This is a genomic window from Cupriavidus sp. MPR-AND1C, from assembly GCF_058809705.1.
In genome coordinates this window covers 23,932-50,589 of record NZ_JBXASU010000042.1, presented here as the reverse complement: position 1 = coordinate 50,589, position 26,658 = coordinate 23,932, and the positions used below count along the sequence as shown (strand labels likewise).

The window sequence follows — 26,658 nt, the reverse complement described above, 5'->3', positions numbered from 1 at the left end:
GAGAGGGACATGATATCGAATCGATGAGGCCATGCGTTAGCGCGGCGGCTTGCCCCAAAGAAAAACTCCCCACCGGGACCGCGTGGGGCGTTGCCTGACTGGGCGATGTCCGGGCGTTACACCGGCACGTCCTTCATCGGGTCCGGCTTGCGGTTATCGAACCAGCGATACAACGTCGGCACCATCACCAGTGTCAGCAGGGTCGAGGTGATCAGCCCGCCGATCACCACCACCGCCAGCGGGCGCTGCACTTCGGAGCCCGGGCCGGTGGAGAACAGGAAAGGCACCAGCCCGAGCATGGCAATGGTGGCTGTCATCATCACCGGGCGGAATCGCTGGGTCGCGCCCTGGATCACGGCCTGGTCCAGCGACAAGCCGGAGTCGCGCAGCGTGCGGATGTACGACACCAGCACCACGCCGTTGAGCACGGCCATGCCCCACAGGGCGATAAAGCCCACCGAGGCCGGCACCGACAGGTACTCGCCGGTGACGAACAGGCCGATGATGCCGCCGATGGAGGCAAACGGCAGCACGGTGATGATCAGCGTGGCAAAGCGCACGGAGTTGAACAGCAGGAACAGCAGGAAGAAGATCGCGGCAATGGTCACCGGCACGATGATCTTCAGGTGGCCCATGGCGCGTTCCATGTTCTGGAACTGGCCGCCCCACTCCAGGTAGTAGCCTTCCGGCAGCTTGACCTTGGCTTGCGCGGCCTGCTGCAGCTCGGCGACGAAGCCGCCGAGGTCGCGGTCCTTTACGTTGATCATGACCACCACGCGGCGCTTGGCCATTTCGCGGCTGATTTGCGCGGGGCCGTCGGTGACCTCGATCCTGGCCACGCTTTGCAGCGGCACCTGGGCGCCGTTGGGCGTGGCCACCAGCAACTGGCGGATGGCCTGCACGTTGTCGCGGAACGCCTCGGGCAGGCGCACCGCTGCGGCAAAGCGGCGCTCGCCTTCGAAGATGTCCGTGGCGCGCTTGCCGCCGATGGCGATCTCGATGATGTCGTGGATGTCGGAGGCATTGAGCCCGTAACGCGCGATGGCCTGGCGATCGATCTCGATCGACAGGTATTGCTGCCCGGAGATCCGCTCGATGCGGATGTCCTGCGAGCCCGGGATGCCGCCGGCAACCCGCGCGATCTCGCCGGCCAGGTCGCGCAGCTTGTCGAGGTCGTCGCCGAACACCTTCACCGCCACGTCCGAGCGCACGCCGCTGACCATCTCGTCGACGCGGTCGGAAATCGGCTGTGCCATCACGATCTGCACACCGGGAATGGCCTTGAGCTTCTCGCGGATGGCGTTGGCGATATCGTCCTGGGTCCAGCCGTCGGGCCACTCGTCGCGGTCCTTCAGGCTGGCAATCGGCGTCGATTCGTTCTGGCCCTGCGGGTCGGCCGGGCTTTCGCCGCGGCCCACGCCGGACACCACCGACTTCACGCCGGGCACCGACAGCACCAGCTTGTTGGCTTCCATCTCGAGCTTGACCGACTCCTCCAGCGAGATGTTGGGCACGCGGTCCAGCGCCGGCACGATCGAGCCTTCCTTCATCTCGGGGATAAAGGAGGTGCCCAGCAGCGGCACGATGGCCACGGTGGCCATGAACGCCACCACCGCGCCAATCACGGTCTTGCGGCTATGGTTCAGCGCCCAGTGCAGCATGCGCAGGTAATGGCGCTTCATGAAGGCGATCAGCCAGGTATCGTGCTCCGCGCCGCCCTTGAGCAGGTAGGACGACAACACCGGCGAGAGCGTGAGCGACAGGAACAGCGAGATCGCCAGCGCGATCGAGATGGTGAACGCCAGCGGCGCGAACATCTTGCCTTCCATGCCGGTCAGCGTCATCAGCGGCAGGAACACCAGGATGATGATGCCCACGCCGACGATCACGGGCGTGGCCACTTCCTGCACCGCCTTGACCAGGATCTCGGTCTTGCTCATGCCGCTCATGCCGCTCATGCCGCTCTTGTCGCGATGGCCGAGCCGCTCGAACGCGTTCTCCACCACCACCACCGAGCCATCCACCATCAAGCCGATGGCGATGGCCAGCCCCCCCAGCGACATCAGGTTGGCCGACAAGCCCACCTGGTTCATCACCATGAAGGTCATCAGCGGTGTCAGCACCAGCGTGGCCAGCACGATGACGGACGAGCGCACATCCCCCAGGAACAGGAACAGCACGATCACCACCAGCACCACGCCTTCGAGCAGCACCTTGGTGACCGTCCACAGCGCGGAGTCCACCAGCTCGCTGCGGTCGTAGTACGGCACGATCTGCAGCTTGCCCGGCAGCATGCCGCGCTCGTTGATCTCGGCCACGCGGGCCTTGACGCGGCTCACCACTTCCTTGGCGTTGCCGCCGCGCATCATCATCACGATGCCGCCGACCGACTCGGTCTGGCCGTTCTTGACCAGCGCGCCCTGCCGTACTTCATGGCCGATGGTCACGTTGGCCACATCCCGCACATAGACCGGCGTGCCCGCGACCTCCTTGAGCACGATGCTGCCGATATCCTCCACGCCCCGGGCCAGGCCCACGCCGCGGATCAGGTACTGCTCGGCGTAGTGCGGCAGCACGCCACCGCCAGAGTTGGCGTTATTGCGCGCGAGCGACTGGTAGACCTGCTGCAGCGTGACCTGGTAGTGCCGCATGCGGTCCGGGTTGACCAGCACCTGGTATTGCCGCACGAAGCCGCCCTGCGAGTTGATTTCCGCTACGCCCGGGATCGAGCGCAACAGCGGGCGCACCACCCAGTCCTGCGCGATGCGGCGCTCGGAGAGTTCCTCGGCCGTGAGCGCGCGGTTGCCGTCGTCGGCGCGGTCCAGCGTGTACTGGTAGACCTCGCCCAGGCCGGTGGAGACCGGGCCGAGCACCGGCGTCACGCCCTCGGGCATGCGGCCGGCCACCTCGATCAGGCGCTCCATCACCAGTTGCCGCGCAAAGTAGACGTCCGTCGCATCGGTAAACACCAGCGTGATCAGCGACAGGCCCGCCTTGTTGAGCGAACGCATTTCTTCCAGGCCGGGCAGCCCGGTCATGGCCATTTCCACCGGCACGGTGACAAAGCGCTCCACTTCCTCCGGCGAGCGGCCGGTGGCTTCGGTGGCGATCTGCACCTGTACGTTGGTGACGTCGGGGAAGGCATCCACCGACAGTTTGGTTGCCGCGCGCAGGCCAAAGAAGAACAGCACCACCGCCAGCACGCAAACCACCAGCCGCTGCTTGATGGCGGCTTCCACAAGGGATTTCAGCATGATCGATTACCCCTGTTCCAGGCGCTTGCGCTCGTTATCGAGGTGGAAGGCGCCATCCACCACGATGCGCTCGCCCGCTTTCACCCCGCTTTGCACCACGCGCATGCCGTCGCTCTCGGCGCCCAGCTTGACCTTGACCTGGCGGTACAGGCCGCCGGGCTGCTCCACGTAGACCAGCTCGTCGTTGCCGTCGCGCACGATGGCGGACTCCGGGATCACCAGTTGCTCGGACGCGGCGCTGGCAATCAGCATGCTGGCCAGCATGGCCGGCTTCAGGCGCCCTTCGCGGTTATCCAGCTCGGTGCGGACCAGCACGGTGCGCGTTTGCGGATTCACGGTGCGGCCCACGTAGATGAGCTTGCCGGTGATCTGCTTCTGGCCCGCGCCGTTGCCGAGGGACGGCACCTCGATGTCCACGCTCTGGCCCTCGGCCACCAGCGCGGCCTGCTGCTCGGGCACTTCCGCCACCACCCACACACGCGACAGGTCGGCCACGGTGTAGAGCGCATCGGCCGGCTGCACCACCTGGCCTTGCGCGACGTTGCGCTCCACCACGGTGCCGCTGATGCTGGAGAACACCGGCGAGTAGGAATCGATGCTGCCGCTCTTGGCCAGTTGCGCCACCGCGGCGGCCGACATGCCAAGCACGCGCAGCTGGTCGCGATAGGCGCGCATCTCGGCCGAGGAAATGGCCAGCTCGCTCTCGCGGCGTTGCAGCTCGCCGCGGCCGATCACGTCGGCGGCGAACAACTGGCGCGCGCGCTCGGCGTTGCGGGCCTGCAGCTCGGTCTGCGCCTCGGCCTTGAGGAAGGCCATCTGGGCCGCGCCCAGCTCGCTGCTATGCAGGCGGGCGAGCACCTGGCCCGCCTTGACCTCCTGGCCCAGGATGCCGTAGAGATCCGTCACGCGGCCAGTCACGCTGGCGCCAATGCGCGCCACGCGCTGCTCGTCGAAATCGATGCGTCCGGACACGCGCAGCACTTCGCTGAACGGGCTGGCAGCCACCGCGGCCACCTTCAGGGTTTTTTGCAGCGTCTGTTCCGGCTTGACCACGCCGGGCGGCTGCCTGGGCGGCTCGGCGGCCGGTGCGGGTTCATCGGAGCAGCCAGCGAGGGAAAACAGCAGGGCTGCGGTTGCCGTCAGGGTAAGTAGAAAATGGGGGCGCATGCTTATTTGGTTTCCGTAGTTGCCGTGGGGGCCGAGGGTGCCGTGGGCGCCGCGGTCTGCCCGGGCACGCTGGACAGCAGCTTCTCGATCTGGATGGTGGCGGCCTGCAGCTCGAACTGCGCGGCAATCAGATCGCTGCGCGCGCCGCGCAGCACGCGCTGGGCATCGAGGTAGTCCAGGATGCCGCGCTCGCCGAAGCGATACGCCGACTCGGCCACCGCCAGCGCGGATTCGGCCTGGCGCACGATGCCGCCTTCCAGCGCGCTTACCTGCGACTGCGTGATCTCGTACTGGCGGTAAGCCGATTCCAGCTCCTGCGTGAGCTCGAACTCGCGGGCCTCCAGCGCCGTGCGGGCCTGGATCGCCTGCGCGGCCGCCTCGCCCACCGGGCCGCTGCGGCGGTCCCACAACGGGATGGTGAGGACCAGGCCAACCTGCGAGACCGTGTTGTCCGGCTGGCGCTCGGCGCTGGCGCGCACCGCCAGCTCGGGCAGGTGCAGCGAGCGCTGGTAGTCCACGGCCAGGCTGGCCCGGTCCGCTTCCAGGCGGCGCTGGGTCAGCTCGGCGTTGGCGCCGGCCAAGGTGTCGCGCAGCACCGGCAGGGCCGGCAGCGCGGGGGGCTGGCTCAGGCTGCCGGACAGCGAATAGGCCGCCGGCATGGCGCCGCCCACTTGCTGGCGCAGCGCCGCCTTGGCCTGGTTGACGCGCAGCTGGGCACTTTGCAGCGTCTTCTGCGCGCTCAGCAACTCGGTCTCGGCCTTGATCAGCTCATAGCGCGGGGCTTCGCCCACCTCCACCCGCAGCCGGGCGCGGTCCTGGATCTGCCGCATCATGGCCAGGTCTTCCTTGGCGGCGGCCAGCTCCATCTCGCGCCGTAGCACGTCGAAGTACGACGTCTTGACCCGCGCCGCCAGGTCCGCGCGGAATGCCTGGCGGCCGGCTTCGGTGGCCTCCAGGCTGCGCCCGGCGATCTCGGCGCGCAGCTTGCGCTGCTGCGGATAGTCCAGCTTCTGGGTGATGGCCATGGTCGGCGCGGCGCCACCGGTCACACCGGAAGTGCGCGGCGACAGACGGCCGTACATCACCTCGACCTGCGGGTTGGGATAGGCGCGCGCGCTGGTCACGGCGGCGCTGGCGGCATCCACGCCGGCCTGCGCCGCCTCCACGCCTTTGTTGGTGGACTGCGAAAGGGACAGCAGTTGCGGCAAGGTGAACGTTTCCGCCGCGAGAGCCGGCAAGGCTCCGAGCGACAGCAACGCCACCATGGAAAACATGGTGATTTGTTTGATCTGTTTGATCTGCATGACGAATGGGGGCAGGCGAAACGGCTGCGCGCCCGCCGCCGGCGCACGCGAAAAGCGCGCGCCAACGGTCAGCCAGCGATCGCGGACGCGATCGGGCCAAGGCGCCCAGGCAATAGGAACGCAGCCCCGGCGCGCAAGGTGCGCGCCCGGGTTGCCAGGACTGTCAGATCAGGGAGATGGGGGGCTTGAAGAACGCCGCGGGCAATGGATCCGGGCGTGCGGGCAGCGGTTGCGCGATCTCGTTGGGGGGCAACGAAACACGCACGGTGGGCAGCGCGAAGAGCGCGCTGGATTCTTCAATCTCGTCGAGCATGTCGAGAGGGTCGAGCAAGTCGGCGGACCAGATCTCGCAGTAGCCGGGAGGGTCGCCCTCCACCGCCGCTGCCGCCATCGCTTCACCCGCCAGGCCATCGTCGCCCGGCGCCACGACGCGCTCCAGGCCGGCACCGCCGTCCAGTTCGTCGAGGGTGCGGGAGAACGCCGCTTCGGCAATCAGGCGTTCGGCGCGAACGGGATCAGATGCAGGCCCCGCAGACCCCGCAGACCCCGCAGACCCCAATATACCGGCGTGCGTGTTCGCCGCTGCCCCGAAGGACAGCGCAGACAAGCACAAAACGGTGATCAGGAGCAGCAGGGATCGCATGAACCGGGATAGCGCGAATCAGGGTAGCGAAAATCGGGGTAGAGCAACAAGGGCCAAACCAGCGCGGAGGGTGATAAATCAGCCACCCGCCGCCGATGGTGCACCACAGCATTGTAACGCGGATGTAAGTCATAGACCGCCAAAGGGCCGGTGCGTTCCGGCCGAGCCTGACAAAAGTTGCTTGCGCGCGGGCTGGGCTGCGACGGCGCCAAGGGGGGCGGCGCCCTGGCCGGCTTCACCGGGCTGAAGCCCATCCGCATCCCGGCGGGGACTGCCGCAAGGGATGGCGGTGGCGGCTATGTGGGTTTCCCGTCTGGCTGCGCCTCGCAGCCGCCGGAAATGTTAAAAAAAATAATATTTACGCAAATAAAGCTGCGTTTAGTTGGCTTTCGATTGGCGCTGGCGCGCCCATCAAGCGGCGGCCAGCACGGCTGCCACCGCCCTTTGCGCCGCCGGCGACAGCGTGCGCTGCGCCAGGTGCACGACGACAAAGTCCATGGCCATGGAGACCGTGCTTGCCAGCGCCAGCGGCACCAGCGCGCCGCTCTCCAGCTCCGCCCTGAGCGCCCGCGCGGGCGCCAGCAGCACCACATCGGATTGGCACGCCAGATGCTTGAGCGCATGAAGATCATTGCTCTGCACCTGAAACGGCAGGCTCTCGCCCGGCCGGCAGCCAAGCAGCCTGCGCAACTGGTCATGGCCATGATCCGGCAACGGCACGGACACCAGGGTAGCCTCGCGCAATTGCGCCGGCGTGACACGCTCGCCCGCAAGGGGATGGCCCGGGCGCGCAAACCAGCCCGATGGCTCGGGCCGCAGGCGCCGGACTTCCAGCTCTGCCGCCGCTGGCATGGTACGGCGCTCGGCAACCAGAAAATCCAGCGTCTCCGCGTGCAGGGCGGCGAGCAGCGCCGGGGCGCTGTTGACCTCGGCCTTCACCCGCAGCTTCGGCCAGTCCCGGTTGAGGGCGCACAGCACGCCGGGCAGCAGGATAGCGGCGGGAAACGGCCCCATCCCCATCTGCACGCTGCCGATCTCATGCTGCTGCACCAGCGCGAGATCGCGCGCCAGGCAACGCGTCTCGAACAGGATCCGCCGTGCCCGCTCCGCCACCATGCGCCCGGCCGCGGTCAGCGCCACGCCGCGCGGGCCGCGATCGAACAGCGGCATGCCGGCCTCGGCCTCCAGCGCCTGGATGCTGCGGGTCAGCGCGGGCTGGCTCAGGTGCACGCGGCGGGCGGCCCCCGCCAGCGAGCCCTCTTCGGCCACCGCGATCAGGTGCTCCAGCCGTTTCAGGTTCAAGACATGCGCTCCTTGCATCGCTGAGATAAAAAACTTGCAATTGAATTATAGGTGGCGGTGGACTCCAATAGACGTCCTCTTCGTGTCACCGAGCCTTGCCATGCCCCTTCGCCGTACCCTCCCCGCCATCCTGGCGCTTGTTGCCTTCCAGTGCGCCACCGCCCAGACGGCCAGCGCGCCTGCCTCGCCCGTCACCGTGCAAGCCAATGCGGCGTGGCTGCAGGCACTGCCCTTTGGCGACCGGCAGGATTTCGAGGATGCGCACCGCGGCCTGGTGGCCCGCTTCCCCGAAGGCACCATCCGCGGCGCGGACGGCCGCGTGGCATGGGACTTCAACGCCTACGCCTTCGAGCACGCCGATGCCGCGCCGGCCACGGTAAACCCGAGCCTGTGGCGGCTCGCGCAGTTGAACAATGAAGCCGGCCTGTTCAAGGTCACCGACCGCCTCTATCAGGTGCGCGGGGCCGACCTGTCGAACATGAACATCATCGAAGGCGACACCGGCATCATCGTGATGGACCCGCTGATCACCGCCGAGACCGCGCGCGCGGCGCTGGCGCTGTACTATGCGCACCGGCCGCGCAAGCCGGTGGTCGCCGTGATCTACACGCACAGCCACGTCGACCATTTCGGCGGCGCCAAGGGCATCGTCGACGAAGCCGACGTGAAGGCCGGCAAGGTGGCGGTGATCGCGCCGGCGGGCTTCATGGAAGAGGCCATCAGCGAGAACGTGCTGGCGGGCAACGCCATGAGCCGGCGCGCGCAATATATGTACGGCACCACCCTGCCCCGCAGCGCGACCGGGCAAGTCGACGCGGGCCTGGGCAAGGCCACCTCGCGCGGCACGGTCACGCTGCTGGCGCCCACCGATCTCATCGACAAGACCATCGACACCCGCCGCATCGATGGCATCGACATCGAGTTCCAGCTCACGCCCGGCACCGAGGCGCCGGCCGAGATGAACCTCTACTTCCCGCAGCTGCGCACGCTGTGCATCGCGGAGAACGCTGCCCGCACCCAGCACAACATCCTGACCATCCGCGGCGCGCAGGTGCGCGATGCCAAGGCCTGGTCGTTCTATATCGGCCAGGCGCTGGCCCGCTACGGCGAGCGCAGCGACATCCTGATCGCCCAGCACCACTGGCCCACCTGGGGCAAGGCGCGCATCAACGAGTTCCTGTCGGACCAGCGCGACATGTACGCCTACCTGAACGACCAGACGCTGCGCCTGATGAACCATGGCCTCACGCCCACGGATATTGCCGACACGCTGCGCAAGCTGCCCGAGCCGCTGGCCAGCAAATGGTATGCACGCGACTACTACGGCTCGGTCAGCCACAACGTGCGCGCCGTGTACCAGCGCTACCTCGGGTTCTACGATGGCAACCCTGCCCACCTGAACCCATTGCCGCCGGTGCAGAGCGCGAAGAAGACGATCGAATGGATGGGCGGCGCGGACGCTGTCCTGGCCAAGGCGCGCGAAGCCTACGCCCGCGGCGAGTACCGCTGGGTGGCGCAGATCGGCAACGAGCTGGTCTTTGCCGAGCCGGACAACACCGCGGCCCGCACGCTACAGGCCGATGCGCTGGAGCAGCTTGGCTACCAGGCCGAAAACGCGACCTGGCGCAATGCCTACCTGACCGGCGCGCAGGAACTGCGCAACGGCATCAGGCGGGGCGCGCCCGGCGGCACGACGTCGCCCGACCTGGTGCGCGCGCTGACCGTGCCGCACTTCTTCGACTACCTGGCGGTGCGCCTGAATGCGGACAAGGCCGCCGGCAAGGCCATGACGCTGAACTGGAACTTCACCGACCTGCAGGAGCGCTACGCCATGACGCTGCGCAACAGCGCCCTGACCTACCTGGCCGACGCGCAAGCCGCGCAGGCCACGGCAACCATCACGCTGGACAAGGCCACGCTCGACCGCATCAGCCTGAAGCAACTGACGCTGCCGGACGCGATCCGCGATGGCAGCATCCACATTGACGGCAGCCCGCAAGCGGTGGTGTCGCTGTTCGGCATGCTGGATACGTTTGACGGGTACTTCAGCATTGTGACGCCACAAGCCGCACCCTGAGGGGGGACGGGCGGCACGTCACCGGCGAGGGCTTTCAGCGCGGCGGGGGCGGCCCTGGCTTGCCCAGGGCCGCCTCGAAAAACTGCATCAGTGCCTGTACCCGCGCCGTGCGGCCCCTCCGCGTGGGTACCAGCAGGGTCACCGGCGCGCTGTCGAACTCCCAGCCGGCCAACACCCGGACCAGCGTGCCGCGCGCCACCGCATCCGCCGTATCCCACTCCGAGCGCAGCACCAGGCCAAGCCCCTGTTCCGCCCACTGGCGCGCCACGCTGCCGTCGTTGGTCGTAAAGGCCGGGACAACGCGCAGCGTCTCGCGGGCCGATGGCCGCCGCGCGGTGCCGGAACCCGCCCGGCGAAAACGCCACAGCGTCACGTCCTCGTCGTTCTCGCGAATGCAGATGCACGCGTGCCCCAGCAAGTCGCGCGGCTCTTGCGGCGTGCCGTGGGCGCGCAGGTAAGCCGGGCTTGCGCACAGCCAGCGTGCATTGGGGGCGAGCGTGCGGGCAATCCAGGATGAGTCCCGCACGGCGCCGATATGCACCACCGCGTCCGAGTCATGCTTGTCCGGCCAGGGCACCTCGCGCAGATCCAGCTGCAGGCGCAAACCGGGATGGCACTGCGCAAAGCGCGCGAGCACCGGCGCCACGTGGTGCCGGCCATAGCCGAAGGGGGCGGCGACGCGCAGCGTGCCCGTCAGGCGGCTGTCTTCCCGGCGGAACGACTCGGGCAGCGCCTCGAGCTGCGCCAGCAGCGCCGCGCCTTCCTGCGCAAAGCGCTCGCCCTCGGGCGTGAGGCTCAGGCGCCGGGCGGTGCGGGTGGCCAGCGCCAGGCCCAGCGTGGCCTCCAGCTTGCGCAGGCGCATGGACAGCGCTGGCGGCGTCACATTGAGCGCGCGGGCGGCTGCGCTCAGGGACGGGGCCTGCGCCAGCGCCTCGACCAGCCGCAGGTCTTCGATCTGGATCATTCACTTCAGCTTAACGATTGATGTTCCGGCATTTAACCATGGACCACGTACTACTTCCTACACTGAGGGCCTGTTGTTCCACAGCTCTGCTGGCCCGCCGCTCTGCTGTCCCGCCCACACAAAAAAGGAATGTATGGAAATCATCGACCAATCGCCTGCCCCTGCCTGGCCACGCGCCGTGCTGTTCGACCTGCTCACCGCGCTGCTGGATTCCTGGACCGTATGGAACGCCGCCGCCGGTTCGCAGGCGCAAGGCCGGGCCTGGCGCGCGGAGTACCTGAAGCGCACCTACGGCTGCGGCGCCTACGTTCCCTACGAGCAACTGGTGCGCGAGGCGGCCAGCCACGTGGGCCTGCCCGCCAGCGCGCCGCAGGCGCTCGACGCAGGCTGGGACAAGCTCCCCGCGTGGGACGGTGCACGGGAGCTGCTGCGCGCCCTGCGCCCGCATTGCCGCCTGGCGGTGGTCACGAACTGCTCCGAGCGGCTGGGGCGGCGCGCCGCGGACTTGCTGGAGATCGACTGGGATGTCGTGGTCACCTCCGAGCAAGCGGGCTTCTACAAGCCGGATCCGCGCCCCTACCAGCTCGCGCTGGAGCAACTGGGCGTGCAGGCAACGGATGCAGCGTTTGTCGCGGGCTCGGGCTACGACATGTTCGGCACCTCGGCCGTGGGGCTGCGCACCTACTGGCATAACCGGGTCGGCCTGGCGCTGCCCGCCGGCGCGCCAGTGCCCGATGCGGAGTCCGCCACGCTGGAGCCCGCGCTGCCCTGGCTGCGGTCCTTTCATGCGGCTACCCCAACCCGGCTGCAGGCCAACGTCCAGTTGCTGGACTGACCGATCACGCTCAAGAAGACTATGAACACTGCCAACCACACACTCGCGATCCTGGAAACACCGGCAGCGGTGATCGACCTGCCCCGCATGCAACACAACATCCAGCGCATGCAGGCGCGCATGGACGCGCTTGGCGTGCGGTTCCGCCCACATGCCAAGACCAGCAAATGCTCGGCGGTCGTGCAAGCCCAGATCGATGCCGGCGCGCGCGGCATCACCGTTTCCACCCTGAAGGAAGCCGCGCATTTCTTTGCCGATGGCATCACGGACATTCTCTACGGCGTCGGCATGGTCTCGACCAAACTGCCCCAGGCCCTGGCGCTGCGCCGCCAGGGCTGCGACCTGAAGATCGTCACCGATAGCGTGACGTCCGCCGAGGCCATCGTCGCGTTCGGCGCCGCGCATGGCGAGTCGTTCGAGGTCTGGATCGAGATCGACACCGATGGCCACCGCTCTGGCATCCGCCCGGACGAAGCCGCGCTGATCGACGTGGCCCGCGTGCTGCATGAAGGCGGCGCCCGCCTGGGCGGCGTGATGACGCACGCCGGCTCCAGCTACCACCTGGATACGCCTGAAGCCCTGGCGGCGATGGCGGAGCAGGAGCGGGCCGGCTGCGTCATGGCGGCCGAGCGGCTGCGCGCGGCCGGGCTGCCATGCGCGGTGGTCAGCGTCGGCTCGACCCCCACGGCGCTATCCGCAACGCGCCTGGAAGGCGTCACCGAGGTGCGCGCGGGCGTCTACGTGTTCTTCGACCTGGTGATGCGCAACGTTGGCGTGTGCGCAACGCAGGACGTGGCGCTGAGCGTGCTGACCACCGTGATCGGGCACCAGGTGGACAAGGGCTGGGCCATCGTCGACGCCGGCTGGATGGCCATGAGCCGCGACCGTGGCACGCAAAAGCAGAAGTGCGATTTCGGCTACGGGCAGGTCTGCGGCATCGACGGCACCGTGCTCCCGGACTATGTGCTCAGCGGCGCCAATCAGGAACATGGCATCGTGTCGCGCGAAGGCGGGGAAAGCGCGCCCGAGCCGGACATCGCGGCGCGCTTGCCCATTGGCACGGTGCTGCGCATCTTGCCCAACCACGCCTGTGCGACTGGCGCGCAGTTCCCCGAATATCACGCCCTTGCGCAAGACGGCACGCTCGCTGCCTGGAGCCGGTTCCATGGTTGGTGATCAGGCAAGTGCCACGGTCAAGGTGGTCAATACGGTCAAGACGGTCAACCCCGCCGGGCTATCCGCGCCGGGCGGGCACTACAGCCATGCCACCGTGGCCAATGGCTTCGTGTTCGTCTCCGGGCAGTTGCCCATCACGCCCGCCGGCGAAAAGCTCGTCGGCGCGCCCTTCGAAGATCAAGCGCGCCAGGTGCTGGCCAACGTGGAAGCGGCGCTGATCGCAGCCGGCAGCGGCATCGGCGGCCTGGCGCAGGTGCGGGTCTATGTGGACGCCATTGAACACTGGCCGGCATTCAATGCCATCTACGCGGCGTGGGCAGGCAGCGCGTGCCCGGCACGCGCCGTGGTGCCGACCGGCGCGCTGCACTTTGGCCTGAACGTGGAGGTGGAAGCGGTGGCGGTGCTCCTGCCCGCCGCGTAGCCTAAGCGGTGGCGTCAGCCCATCTGCGGCTGCGTCGCGGCAAAGCTTGGCCGCTCGCGCATCACTGCCTGCGCGCGCCGCACGTTGGGGTACTTCTCCAGCAAGGCGGCGCCCTCGGGAAACATGCCGACGTACGCCAGGATTGGCGCGAGAAACAGGTCCGCCATCGACATCGCCGTGCCGACCAGGTAATCGCGATTGCCGTAGGCTTCGTCGAACGCGCCTAGCTGCGTGGCCATCTCCGGCAGCGCGGCATCGATCACCGCGCGCTCGGGCTGGCCGTTTTCGCCTTTGGGGAAGATGTACTGCAATACGTAACGGCGCACCATGGCGTCGTAGGCGTGGCAATTGATCAGGCTGATCCATTGCTCGCAGCGCGCATGGCCAATGGCGCCTGCTTGTCGCGCAAGCAGGCTCGGGCCCTCGAAGGCTTCCTCGATATAGGCCAGGATGGCGCGGGTCTCATAGAAGGAAAGCGGGCCATCGCTCAATACCGGAATGCGGCCGAACGGGCTATGCGCAAGCACCTCCGGCGAGTGCGGCGGCACGGGCTGCAGCTTGTAGGCCACGCCCTTCTCGGCCAGCGCCATGCGCACCGTGCGGCAATAGCTGCTGCGCGGGTCCCCGATCACGGTGACGGAGCCGGCGCTGCCCTCCGGGTCCAGGAAATCGCTGAGGCGATTGAACACCGATTGCCAGCCGCCCATGTGCGAATCGCGCTGACCCGCCTCGGGAAAGCCACTGTGGCGCATATGCAGGTGCGTGCCGCCATCCTTGGCGGTCAGCGTGACTTCAATCAGCGTCTTGATCTGCGGCGGCATCGGGCCGGTTTCCCAGAACCAGGTATAGGCAAGGAAATCAGCCCGGTCGATCGCCTGGTACTCGCCGCCCACGATGTGCCTGACACCATCACGCCCACCCATGACGATGCGGTACCTGCCGCCCACACGCGCGTCCGCGCTGGCCTCCAGCACGTGCATGCCGCGCGGGCAATGCCACTCGGACAGTGCGGCCTGGCTGGTGAATGCGTCGAACACCTTCTCGCGCGGGGCGCGGATGAAGCGGTCCATTTCCAGATGGAAGGTAGCAGCTTGGGTCATGGTTTTTTCCCTCGGGCGTTGCCTGCGTTGCCGGTGCCTTCGGTCGAGCCCGCCGCATGGGTACGTTCGACGAACTCGACAAGGCGATCGAGATTGCCCTCCCAATGGCGCCGGTAGGCGCCCAGCCAGTCATGCGCGTCGCGCAGCGCATCCGCGCGCAGATGGCAGATGCGCCAGCGGGCGCTGACTTCCCGCTCGATCAGCCCGGCGTCCGCCAGCACGCGCAGGTGCTTGGAGATGGCCGGGGCCGACATGTCGAACGGCCGCGCCAGCTCGCTCACCGGCGCCTCCCCTTCGGCCAGGCGCGCAAGGATGGCGCGGCGAGTGGGATCAGCCAGTGCGGCAAAGATGGGGGTCAGCGGATCGGTGGAGGATGGCATGGATTCATTTAACCAACAGGTTAAATGAAAGTCAAGAAAGCAGATGGCGTGCCGTCGGCGTGTTGCCGCACCCGACTAGCTGACGCCAGCACCAGCTACGGCAACGGATCGTGGGGTTGTCCTAAGCCCGACGCGCCGCAAGAGGGTCTGAATGGCAGCGGTGGCAACGTCATCCGTTTCGTGCACATCCTTGAGCACCGCCCGAATCCGCAAGGCCAGTGCTTCGGCAAGCCTGGCAGCCGTCACGCGCAGCGGACAAGCGTCGCATCGCGCATACAGCGCAACATCCCTGACCAGCGTATCGCCTCGGTAGATAGCCACCAGGACTTTGGGTTGGTAGCTACCGTCGACGAGCGCCTTTGCGCGCGGCGTGACGCGATAAGTCACCGCCTCACGCATGGACATCTTCCGATCGTTGCAAGAGCCTGCTCCAGTCTTGTCACGCAGTGACAGCAGTATTGAAATCCGCGATGCGGACAACGGTCACTCGCCGTCCTTCTTGGCCAGAACCGTGGCGCCAACCTGGGACCGGGTTGCATAGGCCACCCCATGCTGCTCCAGATAGTCGCGAATCAACTGACGCACGACCTGTGATGGCGTTTGATCCTGCGCCGCGCACAGTGCCTCAAAGGCTTTCTTCTTCACGGGGTCGATCAACACGGTGAAACGGGCAGTCTTGGATTCCATACGCTTCAGAGTAGTATTGTATGATAATAGCATTATCATTATATACAACTGATCAGCCAAGTGCGGCCTGGCAACCGCCTTCGCCGGAAGGTCTTGAAGGCCTTGAAGGCATGCCAGAACCACGCAATGCGATCTTTAAATATCTTTTATGTCCCTCAGGGCCAATCCGACGACGCTTTTTCGGCCTGAGGCTGAAAGCTGAGCGACTCTCGCCGCGGGCGGGAGCCCAGGCGCGTATCCGGGCCACCGGCACGGACGAAATTGCTGCCGAGAAGTCATCGCCGCGCTGTTGACCGAGTGACAAATCGAATAACAAGCCTGATCGAGCCCGCAGATGGATCCCAGCCGTACCTCCTTTGAAGCCTACTTGAAGTTCCTCTCCGAAGCCCCGGACGACGGCACCCCGACCGTGCTGGAAACCCCGCTTGCACTTTCACTGCATTTCGACGCGCTCGCGACCCAAAGCATCATGTCGCGGCATGACCCCGACAAGCTTGTGCTCGGCTACACGCGGACGATGATGGCTTTTTTGCTGCTGCAGCCGGCACCCGCCAGGATCTCGATGATTGGCCTGGGCGGGGGATCATTGCTCAAGTATTGCTATCGGCATCTTCCGCAGGCAAAGGTTGTTGCCATTGAAATCGATCCGGCAGTGATCGCCTTGCGCGATACCTTCCACATCCCGCCCGACGACGAGCGGCTCGAAGTGGTCTGCGCGGATGGCGCCGAGTATGTCAAGAGTCAGGACGCGCGGCCGGAGGTCATCCTGGTGGATGGCTTTCTCGCCCATGGCATGCCGGCACAATTGGGGAACGCCGCCTTCTACGCAGCGTGCCATGCGCGGCTCGCCGACGATGGGGTCCTGGTGGCCAACTACCTCGACAGCGATGCAGATATCCCGTTCTACCTGGAAGAGATCCGTTCGGTGTTCGGGGAATCATTTTCCATCGCCCTGTCCGAGGACAGTTGCAACTACACGCTGTTCGCGTGGAAGGGGGCGCGGGCGCTTCCCTCCCAGGACGAGCTGCTGACGCGGGCTCGCGCCCTGGAAGCCACGCACCCGCTGAATCTGCGGGCGGCCGCGCGTCGCCTGAAGCAGGGCAAACGGCTCGCGTCGGATCACACATTCTGGCAAAAACTCGCGGGCTGAAGGACTCGGCCTGGATGGCAATCGCAGCGAGCCGTGACGGTTCCGCACCCGGTGCCTGGGCATACGAAACCGGCCACCGGGCCAATGAAGAGGGACGCCAAATGATCAGCCAGAAAATCAGGTTCTTCCGCTCACGGATTCCCGCATTCGCGTGCACCCCGGGCTGCCACGACTGCTGCGGGCCGGTGATGACCTCGACGCACGAGATGTCGAGGCTTCCGGTCAAAAGCGATGCCGAGCACGAAGCCGCGCTGACAGATCTCAGTTGCCCGCATCTTGGCAGCCAGGGTTGCCAGGTCTATGCCGAGCGCCCGCTGATCTGCCGCTTGTTCGGCACGACGCCGCGGCTGCCCTGCCCGAACGGGAACCGGCCCGAGGAGATGGTCGATCCGGAGATAGATCGCCAGATTCAACGCTTCTTCGTTGAAACACGTCACGTGCTGGTTTGAAGCAGGATCCAAAGACCACAGCGCGGTATGCCCCCAATCCACCCAAGTTAAGCCGCCCCCAAAAAAAGCCGCGATTGATCGGCGCAAGGTATTGACAGGCAAGGAGATTTGAGAAGCCGCCACCCTGCCCGAATTGTTCGCTACGCTCTCCCAATACCTGCATACCAAGGTCTTTCACGATCTTGCCCGCCATCCCGGACGTCCCGCCGCTTTCACCCATCAGCGCAAACTCACCCTACCGACACTGATCGCCTCCATGCTTGGCAACTTGCTATATGAACACCTCCCGTCTGCGAAGGATTTTCGTGCGCTCTGACGGACAGGATGGGCTGCAGCCATGACGCGAGTGAGCACGCTGCGCGCGCCGTGAATCAGCAGCGTGCGCAAGTAAGTGTCGCCGCGCCGAAACCCAGCAACGTCACCTTGCCACCTGAGCCCGTTTGCGTGGGAACGAGCCCGATCCAGGCTGCAGACTCGCGGCCTGATTTGAATGACTTTGCATCGCCCATCGTGGCAATCGCCGCTGTCGCCGCTGTCGCCGCTGTCGCCGCTGTCGCCGTCAGTATGCCGACGCCGGGAATCTCGGTAATCGCCCGATCTCCCATCTTGGGCCTTTGTTGCCCCGTCAGCCCGTGAGGTTTCAGCCTCCTCTGTCTGGCACACCACTACCGGGAGTGTGAGGCGTTCATTCCATTCATCGACATGCCGCCTACAAGGCTTGCTGACGCGTAACTTGGGTGGATTGGGTACGCCCCCCCTCAGACATACCGGCAACACACTGGGCGTTGAACGGCACCGGTAGCGCCACCATGCACATCCATTTTGCGCATCAAGTGTTAATAAGCCGAACTTATCGGGGAATAGACTTAATTAATTATGTTTGCCCTAGCGTGCCACCTAGAATAGGAGCCCGTGCATAGCCCACCTCTCTTTCGAGGCGTATCCAACCATGTCCGAATTCGCACTTGATACCTTCCTGACGGCAATGCCCAAGGTGGAACTGCATTGCCATCTCTTCGGTTGCGTGCGCCGTGCCACGTTCACCGAACTGGTGCAACGCCAAGGCATGCCGTTTTCTCTCGGGGAAATCGAGGCGTTCTACACGCGCGGGGAGAAACCCGTTGGCGTGCTGCGCGTGTTGCGCGCGCTGGACAGCCAATTGATCAAGCTGCCCGACGATCTATACCGCTTGACCTTCGAATACCTGCAGGACGCCGCGGCGCAGGGCATTCGCTACAGCGAGTTCTTCTGGAATCCGACCGGCACGGCCCGGCAATCACAGATTCCGTACCGTGCAGCCATGGAAGCCATCGTGAGGGCGATCCGCGATGCGCAAACGGACTTCGGGATCCTGGGACGGCTGGTGCCGTCGATCGATCGGGAGGCGGATCCCGCCGAGGCCGAGGTCATGGTCGACTGGGTCATCGCAAACCGTCGCGAGGAGGTGGTTGGAATCGGCATTGACTATCGGGAGTCGGATCGTCCGCCCGAGCTCTTCCACAATGCCTATCGGAAGGCCCGCGCCGCAGGCCTGAAAACAACGGCACATGCGGGGGAGTTCGGCACACCCTGGACCAATGTGGCTACGGCGCTCGACTTGCTGCAGGTAGATCGCATCGACCACGGCTACACCGTGATCGACAATCCGGAGCTGGCGCGCCGCTGCGCGGCCCGCGGCATCATCTTCACCGTGGTGCCGACCAATTCTTACTATCTCCGCACCCTACCCAAGGACCGCTGGGCAACCGATCATCCCATCCGCCATATGCCAGGCCTCGGCATTCGCATTCACCCGAACACCGATGACCCGGTGCTGCATCACGTCACCGCCAGCAAGGCCTGGGGCATGATGATTCGGGATTTCGGCTTTGGCCTGAACGATCTGCGTGAATTCATGCTCAATGGCCTGGATGGCGCCTGGATCGACGATGCCACCCGCCGGGAATGGCGGGCCCATTGGGGCAAGGAGTTCGACACGCTGCGCGCAACCCTGCTCGCGGCCTAGTTCGGCCCCGGCGCTCTGGGGCAGCCCCGGCCTGTTGCCTGCACCGCCTGCGCATCAACGACTCAGATGTTTTTGGCGACCCAGTCCCGTGCCAGGACCACGTGCGGGCTCCGCTCCGGGGCATCAAGCGCAATCAGCGCTATCGAGCGCGTCACATGTGGCGCGTCGATCGGCAATGCTACCAACGCCGGATCGTGCAGGTGCAGCGTGTAGAGCTTGGGCATTACCGCGCTGGCAATCCCGCTGCGGACCAGCGCGTAGAGCGGCTCCGTATACTCCATGCGGTAGCTGGGCTGCAGGCGCAGGCTGCGCTCGCCGCCGGTGCGCAGCAGGATATCGCTCACGTTGCCGCGCACGAACACCGCCAGCTCCCGCTCGGCCAGATGTGCCCAGGTTACCGGGGCGGCCTGCGTGAGCGGATCTTCGCGGCGGACCACCACCACGATCTCGTCTTCGAACAAGTCCTGGCAAACCATGCCCTGCGCCTCGGCATCCTCGTCCCGCACGCCGATGCCGAAGTCCAGGCTGCCGTTGCGCACGGCCTCCATCAGCACGCTGTTGGGCATGTCGGTCATATCGAACCGCAGTCCGGGCTGCTGTGCGCGCAGTGCGGCCAGGGCCGGGAAAAGCCTGCCGGCGACCGACGGAATGAGTCCAATGCGGATGGTCTGCATCTTCTCCGCGAAGGTGCGCAACATGTCATCGAACGTGCCGTGCGCCGTGTTGAGCAGGTGCTCTGCCAGGGGTAGCACCGTCGCGCCGGCAACCGTCAGCGTCAGCCGCTGCGACGATCGCTCAAACAGGCGGCCCCCCAACAGGAATTCGATCTGGCGGATGGCCGTGGTCAGTGCCGGCTGTGTGACGGATAACGCCTGCGCTGCCTGGGTGAAGCTCTGGCTGTGCGCGAGCACAACGAAGTACTGGATTTGCCGGAGGGTCAGCGCAGGCAGCAGGGCGGGATAGTCAGGCATGGTGCGGAGGGCTGAGCATTCTCGGCCGGCTTGTGGGGGCCGTACCAGGCCGGCGCGAGAGCAATAGAAACGCCGCCCCGGAGAGGCTGTCTAGCACCTCGTCCAGAGCATGAGGGCTAATCTATAGCACATCCGCAGGCGATCTTTCTGAAAGCTGTGCCGCTGGCACTTCCAAGCCCATCCGCATGGGATACGCGCGATGCTGCCTACTCGTGAATGCCGGCGCTCTCGACGATACGCGCGTACCGCCCCTGCTCCTGCTGGATGAAGCCGGCAAAACTGGCAACATCGCCGCGGCCCGGCGTGACGCCCTGCTCCCTCATGGTCTTGACCACCTCGGGCGAGGACAGCACCGCATTCAGCTCGCGATTGAGTCGCTCCACGATTGCCGGTGGTGTCTTGGCCGGTGCGAACAAACCGGTCCAGCTACTGAGTTCGAAGCCCTTGAAGGTGGGTGTCTCCGCCATGGATGGTACCTTGGGCAAGGCTGCCAGGCGGCGCGACGAGGTCACGGCAATGCCCTTGATCTTGCCTGCAGACACATTCGGAATGGCCGATGCGCTGATCAGCATCGCCAGATCCACCTGCTGGCCGATCAGGTCGGTGATCTGCTGTGCGGCACCACGGTACGGCACGTGGGTGATGTCCACCTTGGCCTGGGCCTTGAGCATTTCCATCGTCACGTGAAGTACCGTGCCTATGCCCGAGGTGGCGTAAGTCAGACTGCCCGGCTTTGAACGGGCAAGCCGCAACACGTCATCCAGCGACTCGACCGGCAGGCCGGGACGCGCCACCAGCACCATGGCTGCCGTATTCACCAGCCCCACTGGCTGCAGGTCCTTGATGGCGTCGTACTTGACCGCGGCAGGATTGACCAGACGAGCAATTGCGATCGAACTGTCGGCACCCATCACCAGCGTGTAGCCATCGGCTGGCGCTTGCACCACTCGCCGCACGCCGATGACGCCGCCGGCGCCTGTGGTGTTGTCCACCACTACCGACTGACGCAACCGCTCTCCCAGCTTCTGCGCCACCACGCGGGCGATCACGTCGGTGCTGCCTCCAGCGCTATAGGGCACGACGAGAGTGACAGGCTTGGCGGCAGGCCACGGCTGGACCTCGGCCATGGTTGCGCTCGGGATGGCCAATGCCGCCGGCAGCGCAATCATGAGGAAGCGGCTAAACCGCGAACGGAAAAAATAGGCAGACATCGTAAGACTCCGGGCGTGTCAGGCTAGTAGTAAAAGATGGGCAATCCGCATCGCTGATCAGGGCAGCGCGCCAAGCCGCGAGACTAACTCCAGGTAGAAGCCGTCGGCATTCACTTCGGTAATCCAGTTGGCATTGGGCTTGCGGGTACTACGGCCGTTCCAGTCCACCACCGTTTCGCCCACGGTCCACTCGCCCGCCGTTTCTACCATCACGTTGACGTGGCGTCCCTGGAACAGGCTCGGGTCGATCAGGTAAGCGACGGCGCACGGATCATACATGGGCGCTTCCGCTATGCCCCTGCGCCTGGCGTTGTAGGCGATCTCGGCTTCCATGATATCGGCCGCGAGCCGTGCGCAGCGCGTCCCGCCCGCGCGCACCTGCGCCACCCGGGCAGGGGTAATTGGCGCTTTCACCCCCACGTCGCGCGGCAGCACCACGATGGGAATACCGCTGCCAAACACCGCGCGCGCGGCTTCGGGGTCGACATAGATATTGAACTCAGCGGCGGGCGTGATATTCCCGCGCTCAAAGAAGGCGCCACCCATCAACACGATCTGCTCCACGGCGAGCGCCACATCCGGCGCCTGCACCAGCGCGGCGGCAAGATTGGTCAGCGGTCCGAGGGCGCACAAGGTGACGCTACGCGGTGCCGCGTTGCGCAGCGTGTCGACCAGGTACTCCACCGCATGCCGGGACGCCAATGCCGCGCGCGGCTCATGCAGTTCCACCCCGTCCAGGCCGGTACGGCCGTGCACGTTGGCAGCCGTCACCAGTTCTCGCGCGAGTGGCTGCGCGCAACCGGCATAAACCGGAAACGCGTCAGTGCGGCCAGCCCAGTCACGCACTATGCGCGCATTGCGCTCGGTCAGCGCCAGCGGCACGTTGCCGGCAACCACCGTCAATGCCTTGACATCAATCCGGTTGGCTGCACCTAAGGCAAACAGGATGGCAATAGCGTCATCCTGACCCGGATCGCAGTCGATGATGACGCTGCGGCGATTGTCGCTGGCAGGCGACGGTTGCAACTGCGCGGGCGCGTTGCCGGACTGAGCCAGTGAGAATCGGGCCGGCGTCATCAGCGCGGCCGCGGCAAAGAGGGTTGAATAACGCAGCGACCGATCAAGAAAGCGCCGGCGCGCGGAAGTGGGTGGCATGGGCATGGGAGGCGGCCTGGTGCGGGACTGCGATCTGGGATCAGAATTTGTGTCTCAGGCCCAGCGTAACCACCGCCTGCTGGCGGCTGGTTGACGCGTCATAGCCGAACACCTGGGCATTGGTGGCATCGCCAGCCGCGCGCTGCACGATGGCGGTCAAGATCACGTCGGTGCGCTTGGAGAGGAAATAATCGGCCTGAAGGTTGACCTGGTGCCATTTGGGGCGGGTTCCGATCACGTCATACCGCCCCTGCGTGTAGGCGTAAGCGGCGCCCAGCACCAACGCCGGCATCGCCTGATAGTTCAGCGTCAGGTCGAAGTTCTGCATGCGCAGGTGGCTGTTGTCGAGGTAATCGAAGCGAACGTCCGTGAACATGGCGCCCCACCTGGCCTTGCCGACCTCGTAGAAGCCGCCGGTTCCGGCAATCTTCTGGCGGCCTGCGTAGACACTCGGATGCACGGCGCTCTTACTGAAGATAAGCACGGGGCTGGCGTAGTCATTACCGATCGCACCGTCCTGGTTGGACGTGCTGTAAGGCGTATTGTATTGCGCATACACCACGCTCCACTCCATCGGCCCGCGCGCATAACGCACGCCAAGGCTGTATGCATTGTTGTTGCCGGGCGCGCCGGCAGCGTTGCTGAAACCGTAGAGGGCGGTGGCGCTGAGGCCGCCGAAGTCGGGGGTCACATACTTGATGGCGTGCTGGACCCGGATATCGTTGTAGCCGTTGTCGTTGTCCCCGACGTTCACGCCATTGCTGGCGATCACCACGGGACCGATGTAATCGTGGATCGCATCGTACTGGCGGCCTAGCGTCAATGTGCCGTAGTCTCGGCTGGCCAGTCCGACAAAGGATTGCCGCCCGAATGCGCGGCCGTTCTGCGCCGCCTTGCCCGTCATGACGCTGAAGCCGGCTTCCAGGGTGAAGATCGCACTGTTGCCACCGCCAAGGTCTTCGCTACCACGCATTCCCCAGCGTGGATTCTGGTTGGTGCCGCTCAGCGCCTGCAGGGTGTGACTGCCCGACTGGTTGGTCGCGTACCCGAGGCCTGCCGAAAGCAGACCATACATGGTCACGCTGCTTTGCGCCTGTGCACCGGCTGCAATACCCGCGCATAGCCCGGCGCACAGGCCGAGGCGGGCAACTTTCATTTGGCTCATTTTTGTTCCGGGGCAGTAATTATGGCTCGTTCCGTGCCCCTCCTCCAGCAGGCCGGCTCGCTTGGCCGCGCTTGGTTGCCGCGACTCAGTGACGAAATATAAGACCCCGAACCGTGCCGAGAAAATTGTGTTTATTTATACGGGCATAACACCGCTTTATTTAGCGCCAACGTGGTGCGGAAATAGCGCCCGCGCACAGTCGATGGGCATGCTTTCCCTAACGCGGGGACAGATCCGTTGGATCGGGAGGCAGAAATGCAGCGCGGGTGCAACAGGCCGATATGGGCACTGCAAGCATATGGGCTGTTTACTGGAGGGTGTGGCGGGACGAGCACGATGCGCGGATCGCGTGCGTCGCTGAAGTGCTGGATCGCGCGGAAGAACCACCGCGGCAAATGCGGGAACGAGGCCGAGCCTCTGGCTGACGGAAGCCCGATGAATATGCCGCCGCCGCTTCAGGATGTGGAAAAACGAGTTCGCCGCCCCGCGCGGGCGGAAAGACCAACTGCCGCGCGGGACGTGGTTCAGCCGCCCGTCAGGCCGCGGGCACCAGCACGCTGGCAATCGCTTGCGCCACCTGGGTCACGTTGCGCTCGTTCAGCCCGGCCACGCACATGCGCCCCGAACGCAGCAGGTACACGCCGTGCTCCGTGCGCAGGCGGTCCACCTGGTCGGCCGTCAGCCCGGTGTAGGTGAACATGCCACGCTGCGTGAGGTAGCGCGACAGCGCCTCGCCGCTCACGTGGGCGGCCAGGCCCTTGTGGATGGCCGCGCGCATCTTGGCGATGCGCTCGCACTTGCCCGCCAGCTCGCGCTCCCAGATCGTACGCAGCGCCGGCGTGGTCAACACCCGGGCTACCACCCGGGCGCCGTGCGTGGGCGGGTTGCTGTAGTTGGCGCGCACCGCGCCCGTCAGCTGGCCGAGCACCCGGCCGGTTTCTTCGGCGCTGTCGCAAACCACGCTCAGGCCGCCGCAACGCTCGCCGTACAGCGAGAAGTTCTTCGAGAACGAGTTCGCCACCAGGCACGGCACGCCCTGGGCCACCAGCTCGCGTACCGCGAAGGCGTCGTCGTCCAGGCCGGCGCCAAAGCCCTGGTAGGCCATGTCGACGAAAGGCAGCAGCTCATGCTGCTTGAGCAGCGTGATGAGCTGGCGCCATTGGTCATGGTTCAGGTCCACGCCGGTGGGGTTGTGGCAGCAGGCGTGCAGCAGCACGATGCTGCGCTTGGGGATCAGCCGCAGCGCGTCCAGCATGGCGTCGAACTTCAGGCCGCCGGTGGCGTCGTCGTAGTACGGGTACGTGTTGACGGTGAAGCCCGTGCGCTCGAAGATCACGCGGTGGTTCTCCCAGCTCGGGTCGCTGATCCAGACCTGGGCGTCAGGGAAATAACGCTTGAGGAAATCCGCGCCCACGCGCAGCGCGCCGGAGCCGCCCAGCGTCTGCACCGTCGCGATGCGCCCTTCGGCGCGCGCCTGGCACGGCTGGCCAAAAACCAGCGCCTGCACCGCGTCGCGATATGCCGCAAACCCAGCCATCGGCAGGTAGGGGCGCGGGCCCATGTCGGCCATCAGCGCGGCCTCGGCTTCGCGCACGGCCTGCATCACCGGCAAGCGGCCTTCGTCGTCGAAGTAGATGCCGATGCTCAGGTTGACCTTATCGGTCCTGGGATCGAGTTGAAAGCTCTCGTTGAGGGAGAGGATCGGGTCGCCCGGATAGGCATCGATGTGTTCGAACATTGGATACTCTGGCTGGAGTGCTGGGATGGGTCGGAGCCGGCGGCCGGTGGCCGCCAGGGTCATCATTATGCCGATACGCGCTCGGGCAGCGCCGGTTCGGCGCGCTTCTGCTTTTGCCTGAGACGGTAGCTCAGGCCCAGTACGGCCAGCCATGCCGGAATCAGGTACACCGAGATGCGCAGGCCTGGCGTGAGGTACATCACGTAAAGGATACCTGCCAGGAAGGCCAGGCACACATAGTTTGTCAGCGGGTAGCCCAGGCTCTTGAAGCGCGTTTCCTGGCCGGCTGCGCGCTTGTCGCGGCGGAACTTGAGGTGAATGATGCTGATCATCGCCCAGTTGATGATCAGTGCCGAGACCACCAGCCCCATCAGCAGCTCAAAGGCCTCGCCGGGCATGAAATAGTTGATCACCACGCAAGCCGCGGTGGCCAGCGCGGAAACACCCAGTGCGGCCAGCGGGATCCCGCGCTTGTTGACCTTCAACAGCGCCTTGGGCGCATTGCCCTGCTTGGCCAGGCCGAACAGCATGCGGCTGTTGCAATACACGCCGCTGTTGTAGACCGACAGCGCGGCGGTCAGCACCACGGCGTTCAGCACCGTGGCAACGATGTCGCTGTTCATCGCGTGGAAGATCAGCACGAACGGGCTGCCGCCGGTGACGACCTTCTCCCACGGGTACAGCGAGAGCAACACGCCGAGCGCGCCAACGTAGAAGATCAGGATGCGGTAGATGACCTGGTTGGTGGCTTTGGGAATGGTCTTTTCCGGCTCATCCGCTTCTGCCGCGGTAATGCCCACCAGCTCCAGCCCGCCGAACGAGAACATGATCACCGCCATGGCCATGACCAGGCCGGAGATCCCGTTCGGGAAAAAGCCGCCGTGCTGCCACAGGTTGGACACGCTGGCCTGCGGGCCGGCCGTGCCGGACGCCAGCAGGTAGCCGCCGAACACGATCATGCCGACGATGGCCAGCACCTTGACGATGGAGAACCAGAACTCCATTTCGCCGAAGGACTTGACGCTGGTCAGGTTGATGGCGTTGATCAGCAGGAAGAACCCCAGCGCGGAAGCCCAGGTGGGGATATGCGGCCACCAGTACTGGACATAGATGCCCACCGCCGAGAGCTCCGCCATGCTGACCAGGATATACAGCACCCAGTAGTTCCAGCCCGACATGAAGCCCGCGAAGCTGCCGCAGTATTTGTTGGCGAAATGGCTGAAGGAGCCTGCCACGGGTTCGTCGACCACCATTTCGCCGAGCTGGCGCATGATGAAGAACGCGACGATGCCGGCCACCGCGTAGCCGAGCAGGACCGAGGGCCCCGCCATCTTGATGGTCTGGGCAATGCCCAGGAACAGCCCGGTGCCGATCGCGCCACCTAGCGCAATCAGCTGGATGTGCCGGTTTTTCAAGCCACGCTTGAGCGTCGCGTCTGTATTGTCGGAAGCGTTGGGAACCATCTTTGTCTCTCTACCCACTCTTTTGGAATGTCGGCCTGCGC

The 26,658-nt window shown here is 65.6% G+C and carries 23 protein-coding genes and 1 pseudogene; 7 read left to right on the top strand and 17 right to left on the bottom strand.

Annotation, left to right across the window (positions count from 1 at the left end; genetic code table 11):
• Positions 1-116: 116 nt before the first annotated feature.
• The 5 genes from AC1RWI_RS21825 to AC1RWI_RS21805 all read right to left on the bottom strand — a co-directional run bounded on the left by AC1RWI_RS21825 (position 117) and on the right by AC1RWI_RS21805 (position 7,670).
• Positions 117-3,254 carry an efflux RND transporter permease subunit gene (locus AC1RWI_RS21825; RefSeq protein ID WP_492868698.1) on the bottom strand — a complete coding sequence of 1,046 codons (3,138 nt, stop codon included), beginning with the start codon at positions 3,252-3,254 and terminating at the stop codon, positions 117-119.
• 6 nt (positions 3,255-3,260) lie between these two features.
• A complete protein-coding gene (locus tag AC1RWI_RS21820; protein WP_492868696.1) occupies positions 3,261-4,421 on the bottom strand; it encodes an efflux RND transporter periplasmic adaptor subunit in 1,161 nt (386 codons plus the stop codon).
• A gap of 2 nt (positions 4,422-4,423) precedes the next feature.
• Positions 4,424-5,686 (bottom strand): TolC family protein, encoded by a 1,263-nt coding sequence (locus AC1RWI_RS21815; RefSeq protein WP_492868718.1) that lies wholly within the window; start codon positions 5,684-5,686, stop codon positions 4,424-4,426.
• Positions 5,687-5,888: 202 nt separating this feature from the next.
• On the bottom strand, positions 5,889-6,368 hold the full coding sequence (locus tag AC1RWI_RS21810; protein ID WP_492868694.1) for a cobalt-zinc-cadmium resistance protein: 480 nt from the start codon (positions 6,366-6,368) through the stop codon (positions 5,889-5,891).
• 411 nt (positions 6,369-6,779) lie between these two features.
• The gene (locus AC1RWI_RS21805; protein WP_492868692.1) at positions 6,780-7,670 is read right to left on the bottom strand and encodes a LysR family transcriptional regulator; all 891 of its coding nucleotides are present in this window, start codon (positions 7,668-7,670) and stop codon (positions 6,780-6,782) included.
• Positions 7,671-7,770: 100 nt separating this feature from the next.
• On the opposite strand from AC1RWI_RS21805, the gene AC1RWI_RS21800 reads away from it, so the two are divergent.
• On the top strand, positions 7,771-9,747 hold the full coding sequence (locus AC1RWI_RS21800; protein WP_492868690.1) for an alkyl/aryl-sulfatase: 1,977 nt from the start codon (positions 7,771-7,773) through the stop codon (positions 9,745-9,747).
• 34 nt (positions 9,748-9,781) lie between these two features.
• Here AC1RWI_RS21800 and AC1RWI_RS21795 read toward each other — a convergent pair whose 3' ends face one another.
• On the bottom strand, positions 9,782-10,711 hold the full coding sequence (locus AC1RWI_RS21795; protein WP_043356295.1) for a LysR family transcriptional regulator: 930 nt from the start codon (positions 10,709-10,711) through the stop codon (positions 9,782-9,784).
• 133 nt (positions 10,712-10,844) lie between these two features.
• Between AC1RWI_RS21795 and AC1RWI_RS21790 the strand changes: the two genes are divergently transcribed.
• The 3 genes from AC1RWI_RS21790 to AC1RWI_RS21780 are packed head-to-tail and all read left to right on the top strand — an operon-like array spanning position 10,845 to position 13,143.
• Entirely contained in the window at positions 10,845-11,546 is a 702-nt protein-coding gene (locus tag AC1RWI_RS21790) for an HAD family hydrolase (protein ID WP_052495144.1), read from the top strand.
• Positions 11,547-11,567: 21 nt separating this feature from the next.
• The gene (locus AC1RWI_RS21785) at positions 11,568-12,722 is read left to right on the top strand and encodes a DSD1 family PLP-dependent enzyme (RefSeq protein ID WP_492868687.1); all 1,155 of its coding nucleotides are present in this window, start codon (positions 11,568-11,570) and stop codon (positions 12,720-12,722) included.
• Positions 12,712-13,143 (top strand): RidA family protein, encoded by a 432-nt coding sequence (locus tag AC1RWI_RS21780; RefSeq protein WP_492868685.1) that lies wholly within the window; start codon positions 12,712-12,714, stop codon positions 13,141-13,143. The genes AC1RWI_RS21785 and AC1RWI_RS21780 overlap by 11 nt, the downstream gene beginning before the upstream one ends.
• 14 nt (positions 13,144-13,157) lie before the next feature.
• Here AC1RWI_RS21780 and AC1RWI_RS21775 read toward each other — a convergent pair whose 3' ends face one another.
• The 4 genes from AC1RWI_RS21775 to AC1RWI_RS21760 form a co-directional block, all read right to left on the bottom strand.
• On the bottom strand, positions 13,158-14,243 hold the full coding sequence (locus AC1RWI_RS21775) for an SRPBCC domain-containing protein (protein WP_492868683.1): 1,086 nt from the start codon (positions 14,241-14,243) through the stop codon (positions 13,158-13,160).
• Positions 14,240-14,623 carry an ArsR/SmtB family transcription factor gene (locus AC1RWI_RS21770; RefSeq protein ID WP_492868681.1) on the bottom strand — a complete coding sequence of 128 codons (384 nt, stop codon included), beginning with the start codon at positions 14,621-14,623 and terminating at the stop codon, positions 14,240-14,242. Before AC1RWI_RS21770 ends, AC1RWI_RS21775 begins: the two co-directional genes overlap by 4 nt.
• A 75-nt stretch (positions 14,624-14,698) precedes the next feature.
• Positions 14,699-15,028, bottom strand: a complete 330-nt coding sequence (locus AC1RWI_RS21765) for a hypothetical protein (RefSeq protein ID WP_492868679.1) — start codon at positions 15,026-15,028, stop codon at positions 14,699-14,701.
• 78 nt (positions 15,029-15,106) lie between these two features.
• On the bottom strand, positions 15,107-15,310 hold the full coding sequence (locus AC1RWI_RS21760) for a ribbon-helix-helix protein, CopG family (protein WP_043356304.1): 204 nt from the start codon (positions 15,308-15,310) through the stop codon (positions 15,107-15,109).
• Positions 15,311-15,644: 334 nt separating this feature from the next.
• Between AC1RWI_RS21760 and AC1RWI_RS21755 the strand changes: the two genes are divergently transcribed.
• Together AC1RWI_RS21755 and AC1RWI_RS21750 are read left to right on the top strand one after the other, a co-directional pair.
• On the top strand, positions 15,645-16,460 hold the full coding sequence (locus AC1RWI_RS21755) for a fused MFS/spermidine synthase (protein ID WP_043356306.1): 816 nt from the start codon (positions 15,645-15,647) through the stop codon (positions 16,458-16,460).
• 14 nt (positions 16,461-16,474) lie between these two features.
• The gene (locus AC1RWI_RS21750; protein WP_236702107.1) at positions 16,475-16,909 is read left to right on the top strand and encodes a YkgJ family cysteine cluster protein; all 435 of its coding nucleotides are present in this window, start codon (positions 16,475-16,477) and stop codon (positions 16,907-16,909) included.
• A gap of 348 nt (positions 16,910-17,257) precedes the next feature.
• On the opposite strand, the pseudogene AC1RWI_RS21745 reads toward AC1RWI_RS21750, so the two are convergent.
• A pseudogene (locus AC1RWI_RS21745) lies at positions 17,258-17,505 on the bottom strand (transposase); the annotation flags it as partial.
• A 353-nt stretch (positions 17,506-17,858) separates the two neighbouring features.
• On the opposite strand from AC1RWI_RS21745, the gene add reads away from it, so the two are divergent.
• On the top strand, positions 17,859-18,914 hold the full coding sequence (gene add, locus AC1RWI_RS21740; RefSeq protein WP_492868676.1) for an adenosine deaminase: 1,056 nt from the start codon (positions 17,859-17,861) through the stop codon (positions 18,912-18,914).
• A gap of 62 nt (positions 18,915-18,976) precedes the next feature.
• Here add and AC1RWI_RS21735 read toward each other — a convergent pair whose 3' ends face one another.
• The 6 genes from AC1RWI_RS21735 to AC1RWI_RS21710 all read right to left on the bottom strand — a co-directional run bounded on the left by AC1RWI_RS21735 (position 18,977) and on the right by AC1RWI_RS21710 (position 26,617).
• Positions 18,977-19,885 carry a LysR family transcriptional regulator gene (locus AC1RWI_RS21735; RefSeq protein ID WP_492868674.1) on the bottom strand — a complete coding sequence of 303 codons (909 nt, stop codon included), beginning with the start codon at positions 19,883-19,885 and terminating at the stop codon, positions 18,977-18,979.
• A gap of 206 nt (positions 19,886-20,091) precedes the next feature.
• Positions 20,092-21,096 carry a Bug family tripartite tricarboxylate transporter substrate binding protein gene (locus AC1RWI_RS21730; protein ID WP_492868672.1) on the bottom strand — a complete coding sequence of 335 codons (1,005 nt, stop codon included), beginning with the start codon at positions 21,094-21,096 and terminating at the stop codon, positions 20,092-20,094.
• A gap of 57 nt (positions 21,097-21,153) precedes the next feature.
• Complete coding sequence (locus AC1RWI_RS21725) at positions 21,154-22,257, bottom strand: nucleoside hydrolase (protein WP_492868670.1); 1,104 nt, start codon at positions 22,255-22,257, stop codon at positions 21,154-21,156.
• A gap of 34 nt (positions 22,258-22,291) precedes the next feature.
• On the bottom strand, positions 22,292-23,407 hold the full coding sequence (locus AC1RWI_RS21720; RefSeq protein WP_492868716.1) for a porin: 1,116 nt from the start codon (positions 23,405-23,407) through the stop codon (positions 22,292-22,294).
• Between the two features lie 544 nt (positions 23,408-23,951).
• Complete coding sequence (locus AC1RWI_RS21715; RefSeq protein ID WP_492868668.1) at positions 23,952-25,154, bottom strand: amino acid aminotransferase; 1,203 nt, start codon at positions 25,152-25,154, stop codon at positions 23,952-23,954.
• A gap of 65 nt (positions 25,155-25,219) precedes the next feature.
• A complete protein-coding gene (locus tag AC1RWI_RS21710) occupies positions 25,220-26,617 on the bottom strand; it encodes an amino acid permease (RefSeq protein ID WP_492868666.1) in 1,398 nt (465 codons plus the stop codon).
• Positions 26,618-26,658: the final 41 nt, after the last annotated feature.

What these genes read in the sequence shown, in the direction of transcription:
- AC1RWI_RS21825 (WP_492868698.1), bottom strand. Translation starts at nt 3,254, where the DNA reads ATGCTGAAATCCCTTGTGGAAGCCGCCATCAAGCAGCGGCTGGTGGTT.
- AC1RWI_RS21820 (WP_492868696.1), bottom strand. Translation starts at nt 4,421, where the DNA reads ATGCGCCCCCATTTTCTACTTACCCTGACGGCAACCGCAGCCCTGCTG.
- AC1RWI_RS21815 (WP_492868718.1), bottom strand. Translation starts at nt 5,686, where the DNA reads ATGGTGGCGTTGCTGTCGCTCGGAGCCTTGCCGGCTCTCGCGGCGGAA.
- AC1RWI_RS21810 (WP_492868694.1), bottom strand. Translation starts at nt 6,368, where the DNA reads ATGCGATCCCTGCTGCTCCTGATCACCGTTTTGTGCTTGTCTGCGCTG.
- AC1RWI_RS21800 (WP_492868690.1), top strand. Translation starts at nt 7,771, where the DNA reads ATGCCCCTTCGCCGTACCCTCCCCGCCATCCTGGCGCTTGTTGCCTTC.
- AC1RWI_RS21795 (WP_043356295.1), bottom strand. Translation starts at nt 10,711, where the DNA reads ATGATCCAGATCGAAGACCTGCGGCTGGTCGAGGCGCTGGCGCAGGCC.
- AC1RWI_RS21790 (WP_052495144.1), top strand. Translation starts at nt 10,845, where the DNA reads ATGGAAATCATCGACCAATCGCCTGCCCCTGCCTGGCCACGCGCCGTG.
- AC1RWI_RS21785 (WP_492868687.1), top strand. Translation starts at nt 11,568, where the DNA reads ATGAACACTGCCAACCACACACTCGCGATCCTGGAAACACCGGCAGCG.
- AC1RWI_RS21780 (WP_492868685.1), top strand. Translation starts at nt 12,712, where the DNA reads ATGGTTGGTGATCAGGCAAGTGCCACGGTCAAGGTGGTCAATACGGTC.
- AC1RWI_RS21775 (WP_492868683.1), bottom strand. Translation starts at nt 14,243, where the DNA reads ATGACCCAAGCTGCTACCTTCCATCTGGAAATGGACCGCTTCATCCGC.
- AC1RWI_RS21770 (WP_492868681.1), bottom strand. Translation starts at nt 14,623, where the DNA reads ATGCCATCCTCCACCGATCCGCTGACCCCCATCTTTGCCGCACTGGCT.
- AC1RWI_RS21765 (WP_492868679.1), bottom strand. Translation starts at nt 15,028, where the DNA reads ATGTCCATGCGTGAGGCGGTGACTTATCGCGTCACGCCGCGCGCAAAG.
- AC1RWI_RS21760 (WP_043356304.1), bottom strand. Translation starts at nt 15,310, where the DNA reads ATGGAATCCAAGACTGCCCGTTTCACCGTGTTGATCGACCCCGTGAAG.
- AC1RWI_RS21755 (WP_043356306.1), top strand. Translation starts at nt 15,645, where the DNA reads ATGGATCCCAGCCGTACCTCCTTTGAAGCCTACTTGAAGTTCCTCTCC.
- AC1RWI_RS21750 (WP_236702107.1), top strand. Translation starts at nt 16,475, where the DNA reads ATGGCAATCGCAGCGAGCCGTGACGGTTCCGCACCCGGTGCCTGGGCA.
- add (WP_492868676.1), top strand. Translation starts at nt 17,859, where the DNA reads ATGTCCGAATTCGCACTTGATACCTTCCTGACGGCAATGCCCAAGGTG.
- AC1RWI_RS21735 (WP_492868674.1), bottom strand. Translation starts at nt 19,885, where the DNA reads ATGCCTGACTATCCCGCCCTGCTGCCTGCGCTGACCCTCCGGCAAATC.
- AC1RWI_RS21730 (WP_492868672.1), bottom strand. Translation starts at nt 21,096, where the DNA reads ATGTCTGCCTATTTTTTCCGTTCGCGGTTTAGCCGCTTCCTCATGATT.
- AC1RWI_RS21725 (WP_492868670.1), bottom strand. Translation starts at nt 22,257, where the DNA reads ATGCCCATGCCACCCACTTCCGCGCGCCGGCGCTTTCTTGATCGGTCG.
- AC1RWI_RS21720 (WP_492868716.1), bottom strand. Translation starts at nt 23,407, where the DNA reads ATGAAAGTTGCCCGCCTCGGCCTGTGCGCCGGGCTATGCGCGGGTATT.
- AC1RWI_RS21715 (WP_492868668.1), bottom strand. Translation starts at nt 25,154, where the DNA reads ATGTTCGAACACATCGATGCCTATCCGGGCGACCCGATCCTCTCCCTC.
- AC1RWI_RS21710 (WP_492868666.1), bottom strand. Translation starts at nt 26,617, where the DNA reads ATGGTTCCCAACGCTTCCGACAATACAGACGCGACGCTCAAGCGTGGC.